We start from the raw sequence: 13883 nt of genomic DNA on the forward strand, positions 1-13883 counted from the left end.
AGCCGTTGCTCATAAATAGTTAAACATGAAAACGGCAATCTTCTCTTACCAGAACCGCCAGTGGCGGGGAATGACCATAATCATATACTCGACCAGCCAAAAGTAAGCCTGGTCATGGCTTTCGGCGATAAATCCCAGCTTCAGCCGGCCGGCATCTACGACCGCCTTCGCTCCAACTATCCAAACGCCGAGATCGTCCTTTGCTCCACCGCGGGCGAGATCTTCGACGACAGCGTCTACGAAGGCTCGGTTTCCGTCACAGCCGTCGAATTCGCCAACACACCCGTCAGGTCGGCAATGGTCAACATCGCGGATTTTGACGGCTCCAGTTATAACGCGGGAATAGCCCTGGTAAAGGACCTGATGAACACAAACGGCCTGGCCTATGTGCTCGTCCTTTCAGACGGAAGCAAGGTCAATGGCAGCGAACTCGTAAAAGGGATCAATAGTCAGATCGAAGAAAGCATCCCCGTCACCGGCGGCCTGGCAGGCGACGGAATAGCCTTCAAAAGCACCCTCGTCGGACTCAACTCCAATCCGACCGAGGGCCAGATCGTCGCAATCGGCCTATACGGTAGCCATCTACAGGTATCGCACGGCTCCAGGGGTGGCTGGGAATCCTTCGGCCCCGAAAGAACCATCACCAAAAGCAAAGGCAACCAGCTGTATATGATCGACGACGAGTCCGCCCTCGACCTCTACAAAAATACCTCGGCCCATACGCCGACGAACTGCCTGGATCGGCCCTGCTGTTCCCGCTGCTGGTAAGGCTTTCCAATGAAGAAGAACCGGTAGTCCGGACCATTCTCTCCATCGACGAGGAGTCCAGAAGCATGCTCTTCGCAGGCGACGTCCCCGAAGGCGCCAGCGTCCGGTTCATGAAAGCGAATTTCGACCGGCTGGTGGATGCCGCGAGCTCGGCAGCCACGCAAACACTACAACACAACGAACGCGGCCAGTCCTCCTTTTCAATTCTTATCAGCTGCGTCGGAAGGAAGATCATCCTCGGCAACAGGATCACCGAAGAAGTGGAGGCCGTAAAAGAAGTATTCGGCAACAACTCCTTCGTAACAGGCTTCTATTCCTATGGAGAGATCGCCCCTTCCCGGCCACAGGCGCTCTGCCAATTGCACAATCAGACGATGACCGTCACCAATATTTCCGAACGATGATCGCCGCCACGAACGACTATAATAAATTGCTCGCCAGACAGGTCAAAAAATACCTGCCCGAAGAGCTCTGGGAAGACGAAAGACTACAGCCCTTTATCCAGTCTGTCAATGAATCCTACAACGGTTTTGAAAAGGACAAAGCACTTTCCGATCACGCCTTCCAGCTGAACGAAGAAGAGTATATCCGGATCAATGAGCGGCTGCAATCCGAAGTCCAGGTCCGCCGACAGGCCATAAAAACCCTGAAAGACGCGATCGCCCGGATCTCCGACCATGGTAACAATGAGGCCATACAAGGAGAAGACAGCCTCGGCGCCACCCTCTCCTACCTCGAAGAACAACTGGCACACCACAGGCAAATGGAGGCCGACCTCAAAAGGCTGTCGCTGGTGGCCAGCGCGAATGAGAACGGAGTCGTATTCGTCGAGCCTACCGGCGCCATTTTCTGGGTCAACGAAGGATTCTGCAGGATGACGGGCTATAAAGCCGCCGAGATCATCGGCAAAACACCCATCGAGCTTTGCAAAGGCCCGCTCTCCGACCGGAATGTCCTTCGCCAGATGGTGGAGAATTTCAGCCAGGGAAAGACCTTTAGCTCCGAAGTCATCCACTACCGGAAAGACGGCAGCTGGTTCTGGGGAAGAGCCAAGGGCCAGGCCATATTCGATGATGCTGGAGAAATGATCCAGCAATTTGCGCTGATCGAAGACATCACCAAAGAAAAACTCGCTCAGGAAAAGATCAATGAGTTCGAACGCAAACTGAGGATCACATTCGAGACCATCGGCGACAACTGCTGGGAATTCGATCTGCTCACAGGCAGAACCTCTCTTCCGACAGCGCAGGCTAACGACAACGGAGACACGGCCAAAGACCTGGAAGATTCGCCCGCCGAATGGTGGGACAGGGTGCTTCCCGACGACCGCTGGATCCTCGAAGAAAGACGCAGAAGATACGAAGACCGCGAGGTCGATCATGACGCCATCGAATACCGGGTCCACGCCAATGGCGGAGAACCCAAATGGATCCTCGACCGCAGCGTCGTCATCGAACGTACAGAGAGCGGCCAGCCCATGAAGATCATCGGCACCCATACGGATATTTCCCATATCAAGCATACAGAACTCGAGCTGGAACAACGGGTAAAACAATTTCAAAGCCTCTCGGAAAATACTCCCGGGGTAATCTTTGAATACGAATTTCGGGAAGATGGTTCCGAAGGATATCGCTATATCAGCCCCGCCATGGAGAAGATCTTCGGCATCAAACCCGCGGATTTCCATTCCATTGCTCACTATATGCATCCCGACGAGAGACCCCGGTTCAACCGGCTGAATGAAGAATCGCGAAATGCCCTCGTGCCGTTCTATATCGAATCGAGGATGATTGTCCCGGGGAAATGCACCTACTGGTGCGCAGTCTCTTCATCTTTTTCCTATTTTTCCAACAAAGGCGCCAGTGTCTTCACGGGCATCATGATAGACATTACGGCCAGAAAACAACTCGAAAGCGAACTTATCGTAGCCCGGGAACAGGCCGAACAGTTTGCCAGATCCAAGGATAATTTCCTGGCCAATATGAGTCACGAGATCCGCACCCCGATGAATGCGGTCCTGGGAATGGCCGGGCAACTGGCCAAAACCAACCTGGACGACAAACAGCGGTTTTACCTCGACACCATCTACTCCGCCTCGGAGAATCTGCTCGTGATCCTCAACGATATCCTCGATCTGACCAAGATCAGGGCGGGAAAAATGGGACTGGAAAAGATAGGGTTTCAGCCCATCGACGTCCTCAACAGAGCCCTGCAGGTCATGATGCACAAGGCGGAAGAAAAGGGACTGCTGCTGAGCGTTAGCTTCTGCGACCCCGCCCTTTCTCTGGTACTGATCGGCGACCCCTACCGGCTCAACCAGATCCTGCTCAACCTCTTGAGCAATGCGATCAAGTTCACATCGGAAGGCAGCGTCAGCCTCTCCTGCAAGGTACTGTCGGACGATATCAGCCATCAAAAGATCGCCGTCGAAGTAGCCGACACCGGCGTAGGAATGGAGGAAAGCTTTATTCAGACCCTCTTCGACAAATTCACCCAGGAATACGATTCCGTGACCCGCCAGTTCGGCGGTACGGGATTGGGTATGAGCATTTGCAAGGAACTGGCTACACTCATGGGCGGCGAGATCCGGGTCGCCAGCCAGAAAGGGGTAGGGACAAGCGTGTCCCTGCTGATCGACCTGCCAAAAGGCAGCGGCAACGACCTGTCGTCGCGCGACAACACGCCCGTCAACACGGAGAACCTGAAAAACAAAAAGATCCTCGTCGTCGACGACAACGACATGAACAGGCTGGTGGCTACCACTATCCTCGACAACTATGGAACGATCGTGTACGAAGCCGCCAATGGCCGGGAAGCGGTCGACTTTCTGCGTGAGCACCGCGTGGACATCGTCCTGATGGACATCCAAATGCCGGTCATGAGCGGCCCGGAAGCATCCAGAGCCATCCGCCGCGAGATCGACCCTGACCTGCCGATCATCGCACTGACAGCGAATGCGATTCGCGGGGAGAACGAAAAATGCCTCGCCTCCGGCATGAACGACTACCTCTCAAAACCCTTTCACGAGAATACCTTTATTAAAATGATCTCCGACTGGCTCATCCGCAGGCCCGGACAACCAGAAGAACCCGCCGAAAACACGACCCCGGCGGAACCGCAAAAGAAACCCCTCTACGACTTCCATCGTCTCGAGGCCGTCAGCCACGGCAACGAGGTCTTTGTAAAGAAAATGATCCGCCTTTTTATCAATCAGGCTCCCGCCGCAATTTCAGAGCTAAAGACGGCCTCCGCCAATCAGGACTTCCAGGCGGTGTACCAGAAAGCACATTTCCTAAAGCCCGTCCTCCACAATTTCAGCATCGATTCCCTCCAGGATGAAATAAAAGAACTCGAAAGCCTGGCGCTTACCAAAAGACCGTCCGCCCGGATCGATGAGATTGTGCAAATCCTGTCGACAGTGATCACCGACGTGGTGGCCGCCCTTTCGGAACTTCAGCAATAAAATCCTTCTTAATACCCAGGCGCCTGATCTTGCCGTTCAAAGTGGTGGACGGCAAATTCAAAAGTTCGGCGGCACCACCCGGACCGGCAACCCTGCCTTTACATTTTCTCAGGATAGCGAGTATATGATCGCGTTCAACCTCTTCGAGAGTTCTGAGGCGAAATGATTCTTTGAGCGTACTATCCTTACCGTCCCCAGACGGCAGATCTATTTTCGAGATCACCTGCCCTTCCGAGAGCAAAATGCTTCGTTCGATATGATGTTCGAGTTCCCTGATATTGCCCGGCCAGTGATAAGCCATCAAAGCCTCCAGCGCACTGCCCGACAGATCACTCACATTTCGCCCCGTCTTGCGGACGTATTTATCCAAAAATAAGCAGCCAGCGCAGGAATATCTTCCTTTCTTTCTCTGAGCGGCGGCAAAAGAAGGGGCAGCACATTCAGACGATAATACAGATCGCTCCGGAATCTGCCCGCCTGCATTTCCTTTCGAAGACAGCGATTGGTGGCCGCAATGATCCGGACGTCAGTAGGGATCACCGTTTTGCCACCCACCCGCTCGATCTCCTTCTCCTGGAGAACGCGCAATAATTTAACCTGCAGATCCAGGGGCAGTTCGCCCACTTCATCGAGAAACAACGTTCCCTTATCAGCCATTTCGAACTTTCCGATCTTCCGGTCGATGGCATCCGTAAAACTTCCTTTTTCATGACCGAACAATTCACTCTCGATCAGACTGGCGGGGAGGGCCGCGCAATTGACCTTCACCATCGGATGATGCCTTCGGGTGGAATTTTCGTGGATGGCTTTCGCAACCAGCTCTTTCCCCGTCCCCGTTTCACCCAATATCAGTATCGTACTGTCTGAGGGCGCAGCCCGCGAGATGAGCAGTCTGACATTCTTCATGGCCGGTGAAGAACCAATCATTCCGGAGGCAGCCTCCGGAGTCGTACCCGCAGCCCCGCCCGGCACGCGAACGGAAACTCCTTCACGAGCCAGCACGTTGACAATAGTCATGGACAAGTGGATGGAAGCAGCCTGCAGGGATATCGTCTGGCGAGCTACCAGCCGCTGATGGCGATCGCACAGGACGAATAATGCCCCAATGGTGGCCTGCGCCGATCTCAGGGCTACACCAGCGATCTCCCGGATTCCGTTGTCGAAAAGATATCGGATATAAGCCGGTACCCTTCTTTGCCGGATCAGCTCCTCCATGTTGAATACACGCACATTTTGTGCTACCAGCATCTGCTTATAAAATCCATCGTCTATCGGATAATCGGCGGCTAATATAGAAGAATGACCAGGCCACCTGTCCTTCTCCGGCAAAAAAAGAAAGACAGAATGCGTCTGTTTCTCCTGATTGGTGATACAGATAAAGATGTCTCCCGAGGGAAAAAGCCGCCTGAACGGCCCATGCATTATATCAGTCAGCCCTTTCTTGTCTTTCACCGTCGTCAATGCACCACCCAGCGCAAGCAGACGTTTTCTTTCTTCTTCCATACGGCGCCTTTCCTCGCCTGCCGCCTGTAGTCTCATGGCCATCGACAAATGACCGGCGACGACGACGAAAGGCGATAGATCCCATCCGGAGTAACGATGCCCCGGCCCGCCATGCAGGGTAAGAGTTCCTATCGGCAATTTCTTATCAAAAAGGGGAAGCTGTAGTTGCTGACGGTAGAGGGTGAAAAAATACAACGGCGCATCGACTTTATACAATCGGCCCCGGGATTCGGGCGCCATCGTTACGGAAGGCCCAACCAGCGCCGTCAGGCCCGCCGCCTCCTCACCCGAAATGGAGAGCCCCCCGGCAGGAAGCTCACGAAAACTCGTCCTTTTGCAATTCCGTGAATCCGCCACCATGAGTTCAGTGACGCGCACCCCATCCTCGTCATAGATCAGCAGGCTGATGGCATCCGCCACCTGGATGGATAATAATTGCCGGGCTACGGCACGGAATAGGGACTCTATTGATGTCGCATTGTTCGCTGACTGACTGATTACATCCAAAATTCTTGTATGCGCCATGTGTTGCTGCTGCAGCAAAGTAAACAAGATAATCCCGTAAGAGTTTCATTTTTTCAGAGAAATCAACAAGATTCACTGGCATTCACGATACATCGTAGGCGAACCGTCTTATTTACTTTATATCGTAAGCCTCGCCTGGGACAGTTTAAACTAAACACATATTATTCAAATAGTTGAATTTGATGGCATCGTTTTGGCAAACCCGCGCCTAAACAACTCGTCAAAGATGAAAATGCAATTCAAACAAAACCTCGGGCAGACAACAAAAAGGTATCGATTGATGCTGACCTGTACACTTATTCTCGGCATAGGAATGTTTTCCTGTAAAAAGGACAGCTCCAATTCAGCCCCCCACACCTTTGTCCTGGTGCACGGCGCATGGCAGGCCCCTTTCGTCTGGGACAGCGTAAAGGCTCAACTATCCCGGGCAGGCCAGAACGTGATTGTAGTGCAATTGCCCGGTCACGGCACCGACACGACCAATCCCGGGATGATCACGATGAACAGCTATCGGGACCAGATCGTCTCGGCCATCAATGGCGTCAACGGAAAAGTCATTTTGGTTGGCCACAGCCTGTCGGGTTTTGCCATCACAGCCGTGGAAGAGGCTATTCCCAACCGGATCGACAAGCTGGTTTTCCTGGCCTGTTTCATACCTTCCGGACAGTCTCCATTAAATCTGTCCACGACGGATCAGCAGACCCACGTCAGGCCGCCGGCTCTGGTCATCAACCCGCCCGTTCTGGATTTTGCAAGGGATAGCATTGCGCCCATTTTTTGCGCGGATGCCCCCGCCGCCATCCAGGCAAAGCTGGTAGCCACCTTCAGGCCGGACCCCATTTTTCCCTTCATGGATTCGGTACCCACAACGGCCGCTAATTTTGGACACGCCGATAAATACTATATCCATACAATTCAGGACGAAGTCATCGGCATCGATCTGCAAAACAAGATGGTGCAGACCGCCGGTATCACCAAAGTATTTTCTCTGAATACAAGTCACAGCCCATTCTTATCCAAACCCGATTCGGTAACGGCGATCCTGCTGACCATTTCCGGCGTTCAACACTAGACGGATCAATCATCTATATTCATTCGGCCGGGGCAGTCAGCTGTCCCGGCCTTTTCTGCAACAAATCATCTACTTTTGTTATATATGGGACAGCAGCACGAAGAATTGAGTAAAATGATAGCGGCGATCCGCGACAAACGCGAACTGCAGCAATTGATCGACGAGATCAAAAAATCCGCACCCGAACTGGTGCAGGGAGTTTACATGCAGCTGTCCGTCGCTATGGCCAATATCCTCGCCGCCGAGCAGATCGCGGAAAAGACAGGGATCAGTCCATGTTACTGTCCGTTAGCAACGAAATTGCTTCGACACGCGATAAAAAGGACCTGCTGCAGGTACTACATGGACAACTTAGAAAGCTATTCTCCTTTACCCACACCGTGATCTGCATCCTCAACGACGACAAAAAGACCGTAAGAACATTTATACTGGACCCCCATTCTCCCAATCAAAAACACGCGAACTATCCCCGGCTGACGCAAGGAATTTTTCCCATCGACGACAGTCTGCTGAATGTCGCCTTACACGCGGACAGCCCGGTATTATTTGACGCCGAAATGCTGGTCAAAGAAAGCAAGGGCTCACTATGCGTCCAGATCAACTATGAATGCGGGACCAGAGAGTTCCTTTTCGTATCCCTTCGTAACGGGCAGGACCGGATGGGCTTCCTGATGATGTGTTCGAAGGCGCCGAATGACATCGATCGTCAAAAATTGCACATCATCCAGGGAATTGCGTCGCAATTATCGGTCGCCGTCGCCAATATTCTGGCAAATGAAGAGCTCGAAAAGAAGATAAAGACGATCCAGTCGTATAAGCAGCAGCTCGAAAAGGAAAAATCATATTTGCAGGAAGAGATCAACGACGCCAACAACTACCAGGAGATCATTGGCGCCGGCCCCGCCATACAACAGGTCTTACTGCGCGTCACCCAGGTAGCAAAGTCCGACAGTTCCGTACTGATCCTCGGTGAGACGGGTACGGGAAAAGAACTCATCGCCAGAGCCATCCACAACCAGTCCCATCGTAAGCACCAGTTGATGGTAAAGGTCAACTGCGCCGCGCTATCACCCCATCTCATAGAGAGCGAGCTGTTCGGCCATGAAAAAGGTAGCTTTACCGGCGCCACGGACCGCCGCATCGGCAAATTTGAACTGGCCGCTGGTGGGACTTTATTCCTGGACGAGGTCGGAGAAATGCCCCTGGACCTTCAGGTGAAACTACTGCGCGTCCTGCAGGAGAAAGAGATCGAACGGGTAGGTGGCAAAACGGTGATCCCCACCGACGTCCGGATTATTGCAGCCACGAATCGTCAACTCTGGCAGGAAGTGCAGGCAGGAAAGTTTCGTAGTGATCTGTATTACCGCCTGAACGTGTTTCCGATCGTCATCCCGCCCCTGCGGGACCGCCGGGAAGATCTCCCCGCACTGGTCGACAACTTTATTGCCAGATACGCACGGAAGATGGGAAAAAAAATAACCGGAATTTCAGAGCATGCCTTATCCGGGCTAAAAGCATATTCCTGGCCGGGCAATATCCGGGAGCTGGAGCACCTGATAGAGCGAACCGTATTACTGAGCCACGAACCGTTCATCCGGCATATCGACACGCCCGCAGCCGATCTGCCCCAGGATCAAGAACCCGACAACCTCGTTTTGCCGGACGACGATCGTATCAAGACCATCGACGAGATCGAAAGAGAACATATCGTGCTGGTATTGAAAAAATGCCACGGCAAAGTCTCGGGCGCAGGTGGCGCCGCACAGCTATTACAAATCCCTTCCACAACCCTCGCCTCTAAAATGAAACGCTTCAATATTCAGCGCGACGAATTCGAATAGCACTTTACTTTTTATCGTAAGTGCCTCGGTAAAATTATCAAATAAAGTAAACGTTTTAAACCCATTTTTTCATATCTGGGTGGTATTTAACCACTTGCATTCAATGGCATGTCTTTGGATTTATCCGATACTCAAAATCTAAAAACATGAACACGGTTATCGCATCGATTTTAATTGCTGCCAGCCTTAAGATCACCCCTCCCCAGACCTACGTATTGGTCCATGGTGCATGGTCATCAGCAGCAGGCTTCGAACAGGTAAAAGAGCGCCTGGAAAAAGCGGGACAGAAAGTGATACTGGTATCCCTGCCGGGACATGGTGACGACAAAACACCACCGAACACGCTAACCATGGATGTCTATCGGGACAAGACCATCGGGGCGATCAATGCCGTACAAGGGAAGGTCATTCTGGTTGGACACAGCATGGCGGGCCTCGTTATCTCTGCGGTAGCGGAGAAAATACCCAATCGCATTGACAAACTGGTCTATCTCGCCGCCTTTTTACCGGCTAATGGACAGTCCCTGCTGGATCTGGCGACCACCGACAAAGAATCCTACCTCGGCCATGCGTTGATGCCTTCGGAGGACAAACTGACCATTGGAATCAAACAGGACGTGATCGCCGCGGCCTTCTGCCAGGACGCGCCCGATGTAGTAAAGAACATAGTGGTATCGACCTTCCGCGCCGAGCCCGCCATTCCCTTGACGAATAAGGTGACACTGACAGAGGCAAATTTTGGACACGTGCCGAAATACTACATTCACACACTACAGGATCACGCGGTTTCGCCGGAATTGCAGCATCGGATGGTAGCCGCAGCTCCCAATGTCAAAAAGAATATTCAATCAATAGCAGCCATACCCCATTCCTGTCCATGCCGGACCAGCTGGTGGATTTGTTATTGGAGATCGGAAAATAATTTAAACCTCATGTCAAACACCACGATCGACGACTGGGACCCGCGGCTGACCAATAGCCTCGCGCAACATTTCAAAATAGTCTTACTGGACAACAAGGGCATCGGCGCTCGGACGGACAAACATTCTCGCTCGAGGAGGCCCCTAAGGGTCTCCTCTTATCCCCAACGCCCGGGCATACCTTTTGATACAAAGCTATTATATGGCAAATTCCCAAAAAACACCCAGAAGATAGCCGCCTTCCTCGGCGAACTGATTTCTTTTCGCAATTCCCTGAAACTGATACACTGGTCCATCACCGGCAAAGGCAGTTACGAGGCCCATATCTCGCTTGACCAGGCCATTGATTCCCCTGGTCGAAATTACAGACCGGCTGGTAGAAACCACATTTTCGCTGGAAGGCACTCTCGATATTACCATTCCTGAAACATCCCGGCCCAAAGCTTTTTTAGACCATATAGAGAAATTTTACAAGCATGTAGAGGACAACCGAAAGTCCTTGTTCCCCGAGTCGTTCTCACAAGCCATAATAGACGACGGCCAGGAGGCGATTCAGCAATTGCTTTTTAGACTGAAGAGACTGGAATAATAATGATAGCATCTTCCCTGCGTTCCATTCTTACAACCTCTTTCAACACCTGCCAATTGGCAGGCTAAGCCTGTACCTCACTAACCTTTAAACCCACGTTTTTGCATTTTTTCGCCGGACGGCAAGCCCCTCTACCCGCGTGGTTGGCGGCAATGATAAAGCCTCCGCATTCATCGATCGGGTAAAAACAGCCATGCAGCCCGACAATCAATACTATACCCTTCTGGAACAATACGAAAAAGGCCGGCATGACACGGTATTTCTCCGGAAGATGAGCATGGCCGCCGTAGACGCCTTCGACAAGCCGACCTCAGGCAGCGCCGCCAGCGACTATCTCCGGCAGCAAAAAGACCTGCTCAGCGCCCCCAACCTCCATTTCATCGACAACACAACCGCCAGTTCCGCCGACATAGGCTTCGCCGTCCTGCGGAAACACCCCGCTCGACTGGAGCAAGCGCAGCCTCCGCAAGAATCCCAACGCCAATTACATGGATACCTATGCGGGCATCCTTTACAAACTCGGCCGCAAAGACGAAGCCATCGCCGCCGAACAAAAAGCATCGATCTCGGCAGCGAGGAAGAAAAGATCGCCTTCCGCCAGACACTCGAAAAATGCAAAAAGGAGAAAAAGACCTGGGATTAGCGCCGCCTACCCCTATCGGACAGCCTCCGCCGCCGCCCCCAGAAAAATATAATTCGCACAGATCCCCACCGTCACCTCATTCTCCCCCCAGAAGAACGGCCAGTCCTCTTTATTCTCCGGAAAATCCGGCTTCAGGATCAGGATCCCCGGCACCACCCCACCCGCTATGAAGCTAAAATCCGCCCTGTTATTCCCATACGTGATCCTCTTCGAATGCGTCCCCACCGCCGAAACAAACGACACATTCGAATACGGATGACACCCGAAAAGATAGTCCATGCCCCTATATACGTACTCCGCACCCATCACGTCCGGAAACACCTGATGCACATAGTAATTCGTAATAGCCCAGTTGACTATCCCGCCATTACCACCCCAGCCACCCATCGCCATCGGCACTCCATACGGGTTCTGCCGAACCAGCGCATCACAGGTGCCCTTATACTTCACGACATATTCTTTCAACCGCTGCTTATACGCCTCATCCATATACGAACAGGCCTGCAGCGCCGCCGTCAGACCAAAGCCCACCGACCGGTCCAGTGTCCCCCAGATAACGTCCTTAAAGGCCTTCCCATACTCCTCCTCCTTCGTCGAAATATACAACTGCAGTGCGGCCGTCAACTTAAGATTCCTCCGGAACTGAGCGCCAAAACGCGAAGTATCCGAGCGCGAAATGCTGTCATCCTCCCTCCACAACTGCCGGGCATAATACAGACTCTGCTCAGCCAGCGTGTCATCAAAACCCTTCAGCGTCCCTGCTCGCCGCCGCCAGCGCCGCCGCCGTATAATAATCGAGAAAAACATTCCTTTCAGTAAACGCCCAGCGGTCATCCATCGTACCACTCGATTTCCCGTCCGTCTCATAAGGCCGCAACGAAGCATTATAGGGCAGATTATCCGTCTCATTCACCGCATCCCCCAAATGATGATACTGATGCAGATTGGGAACAACGATACCCCGCACCGGATGGCCGATGTTTTTTACCTGAGCCACCATATTCAGCGTCCCGTGCTTGATCTGCTGCAAAAGATCGGGCATTCCATCCGGCCGATGGATGTCGACATAGTGCGTCGGATAGTCCACAAAGGTCTCGTCCCGCCGCAATCCGAACTTCTCCCAGGCATCCACCATCGCCAGTACCGCGTCACAATGCGACCCCGTCTGAATATCAAAATCACCCGCGTCGAACCACCCACCCGTGGCGAGACCCGGGATCCGCTCCAACGGCTTGTACTTCGTCTGCGTAGACGCCCCCATGCTATACCCGTCAAAATGCTGGTGATTCACCGGCGCCTGCAGCGCATCATCCATAAAAGGAACGCCATGCCAAACCCGGTAGGCCTCATTCACTTCCATATGATCCATCTGCACCGGGAACCAGATATCAAGGGTCGGGTGCCAGATCCCGGCATACACATCCGCACCAATGCTAAAGGAATTTGTCCGCTGCCCACCGTATTCTATATAATACACCCCCGGCTCCTTCACCGAAGAAAAATCAAACTTCGCATAGTTATACCGCAGCCACCGGCCCCAGGACCGAACATCACCCTTCAGAGCCACGACATCCTTCCCCTCCGGCGTCACCCGATGCAGCGATGCACCGCCCACAGCTACATCCGCCTTATCCAGCTCGATCACCGCCACCTTTTCCTGCTGTGGCCTGTACCCCACCTGGGAAAATTGTATCACAGGCTTACGACGCCACCCCGCCACCGCATTCGGCTCCAGATACCAGCTGAGCACTTTCCCCGTCTTTCCTGTGGGCAGCAGGCTGCGCACGATAAACCACCCGTTCTGCCCAAGGTTACGCCCGTCGAACAATTGCAGCTCCGCATCCGCACACCGGATACTCACCTCCCGCTCCGGGTCCTCCGGCGCCAGCACCATCGAATGCCCTGCTGCCAGCGGACCAGGCACGATGAACTCCTTCCTCCCCCGATCGTCGAAAGTCGTATGCCCTCCAAACTGCGGTATCTTCCGCGATGCCGGCGCGATCTGCGTCGGACTCGAAGGATACAAAGGGAACACACCCGGCTTCCCGTCAGCATAATAGCTTTTCTCAAAATACGCCGAAGGCAGGAACTCGAGGTTGAACCCCGCATTCCCCGCCAACTTCTCCGGAACAGGCTGGTCCAGATACACATTTATCTCCACTCCCTTATCCTTCGCCGTTACCACCACCCTCGACACAAAATCATACGCCGTATATTTCAGCACCGCCTCGATACTCCCGTTTGGTTTGTCCACCTTCCTGCTGACCAGCACCGGTATCAGATCCCACTTGCTCCGGCGTATTCTGCAGCCTGACCGCGCCGCCCGTACAGGTCCTCACGCCGTGATGGATCAGCTCGATGCCCGCCGTCTTCTCGTCGAAGAACATCCCATTGTACTGACTGCTAAATACCATGACGTTAACGCCAGGCTTTTCAAAATATCCCGAATCATTGACGACCAGCGGCTGCCCGTAAGAAACAAAACAAAGCAAAAGGCAGCAGACACCCAGGCCGGCATTTAGCCAGCCCTGTCTGTGAAGACAGTTCGAACGCATATGT

The 13883-nt window shown here is 53.1% G+C and carries 13 protein-coding genes; 8 read left to right on the top strand and 5 right to left on the bottom strand.

Features of this window, described 5'->3' with window-relative positions; all coding sequences use genetic code 11:
- Positions 1-60: 60 nt before the first annotated feature.
- The 3 genes from ACQ86N_RS27920 to ACQ86N_RS27930 are packed head-to-tail and all read left to right on the top strand — an operon-like array spanning position 61 to position 4231.
- Positions 61-768 (top strand): FIST signal transduction protein, encoded by a 708-nt coding sequence (locus tag ACQ86N_RS27920; RefSeq protein WP_431209915.1) that lies wholly within the window; start codon positions 61-63, stop codon positions 766-768.
- Positions 759-1172: an FIST C-terminal domain-containing protein gene (locus tag ACQ86N_RS27925; protein ID WP_431217625.1), complete on the top strand. Its 414-nt coding sequence runs from the start codon at positions 759-761 to the stop codon at positions 1170-1172. The genes ACQ86N_RS27920 and ACQ86N_RS27925 overlap by 10 nt, the downstream gene beginning before the upstream one ends.
- A complete protein-coding gene (locus ACQ86N_RS27930; protein ID WP_431209916.1) occupies positions 1169-4231 on the top strand; it encodes a PAS domain S-box protein in 3063 nt (1020 codons plus the stop codon). The genes ACQ86N_RS27925 and ACQ86N_RS27930 overlap by 4 nt, the downstream gene beginning before the upstream one ends.
- Here ACQ86N_RS27930 and ACQ86N_RS27935 read toward each other — a convergent pair.
- Entirely contained in the window at positions 4191-4568 is a 378-nt protein-coding gene (locus ACQ86N_RS27935) for a helix-turn-helix domain-containing protein (RefSeq protein WP_431209917.1), read from the bottom strand. The two genes, ACQ86N_RS27930 and ACQ86N_RS27935, sit on opposite strands and share 41 nt — an antisense overlap.
- A complete protein-coding gene (locus tag ACQ86N_RS27940) occupies positions 4565-6286 on the bottom strand; it encodes a sigma 54-interacting transcriptional regulator (RefSeq protein ID WP_431209918.1) in 1722 nt (573 codons plus the stop codon). The genes ACQ86N_RS27935 and ACQ86N_RS27940 overlap by 4 nt, the downstream gene beginning before the upstream one ends.
- Before the next feature lie 199 nt (positions 6287-6485).
- Between ACQ86N_RS27940 and ACQ86N_RS27945 the strand changes: the two genes are divergently transcribed.
- The 5 genes from ACQ86N_RS27945 (at position 6486) to ACQ86N_RS27965 (ending at position 11324) form a co-directional block, all read left to right on the top strand.
- Positions 6486-7331 (top strand): alpha/beta fold hydrolase, encoded by an 846-nt coding sequence (locus ACQ86N_RS27945; protein ID WP_431209919.1) that lies wholly within the window; start codon positions 6486-6488, stop codon positions 7329-7331.
- A gap of 84 nt (positions 7332-7415) precedes the next feature.
- Complete coding sequence (locus tag ACQ86N_RS27950) at positions 7416-7715, top strand: hypothetical protein (RefSeq protein WP_431209920.1); 300 nt, start codon at positions 7416-7418, stop codon at positions 7713-7715.
- Positions 7712-9172, top strand: a complete 1461-nt coding sequence (locus ACQ86N_RS27955; RefSeq protein ID WP_431209921.1) for a sigma-54 interaction domain-containing protein — start codon at positions 7712-7714, stop codon at positions 9170-9172. The genes ACQ86N_RS27950 and ACQ86N_RS27955 overlap by 4 nt, the downstream gene beginning before the upstream one ends.
- A 146-nt stretch (positions 9173-9318) precedes the next feature.
- Entirely contained in the window at positions 9319-10518 is a 1200-nt protein-coding gene (locus ACQ86N_RS27960; RefSeq protein ID WP_431209922.1) for an alpha/beta fold hydrolase, read from the top strand.
- 302 nt (positions 10519-10820) lie between these two features.
- On the top strand, positions 10821-11324 hold the full coding sequence (locus ACQ86N_RS27965) for a hypothetical protein (RefSeq protein WP_431209923.1): 504 nt from the start codon (positions 10821-10823) through the stop codon (positions 11322-11324).
- Between the two features lie 12 nt (positions 11325-11336).
- Here the strand turns inward: ACQ86N_RS27965 and ACQ86N_RS27970 are convergent, their stop codons facing one another.
- Genes ACQ86N_RS27970 through ACQ86N_RS27980 form a run of 3 tightly spaced genes read right to left on the bottom strand, consistent with a single transcriptional unit; the run spans position 11337 to position 13879 of the window.
- Positions 11337-12131 carry a glycoside hydrolase family 9 protein gene (locus ACQ86N_RS27970; RefSeq protein ID WP_431209924.1) on the bottom strand — a complete coding sequence of 265 codons (795 nt, stop codon included), beginning with the start codon at positions 12129-12131 and terminating at the stop codon, positions 11337-11339.
- Complete coding sequence (locus tag ACQ86N_RS27975) at positions 12064-13578, bottom strand: cellulase N-terminal Ig-like domain-containing protein (RefSeq protein WP_431209925.1); 1515 nt, start codon at positions 13576-13578, stop codon at positions 12064-12066. The genes ACQ86N_RS27970 and ACQ86N_RS27975 overlap by 68 nt, the downstream gene beginning before the upstream one ends.
- Positions 13526-13879 carry a hypothetical protein gene (locus ACQ86N_RS27980; protein ID WP_431209926.1) on the bottom strand — a complete coding sequence of 118 codons (354 nt, stop codon included), beginning with the start codon at positions 13877-13879 and terminating at the stop codon, positions 13526-13528. Before ACQ86N_RS27980 ends, ACQ86N_RS27975 begins: the two co-directional genes overlap by 53 nt.
- Between the last annotated feature and the right edge of the window lie 4 nt (positions 13880-13883).

The sequence above is a fragment of the Puia sp. P3 genome, assembly GCF_050632245.1.
GTDB lineage: Bacteria > Bacteroidota > Bacteroidia > Chitinophagales > Chitinophagaceae > Puia.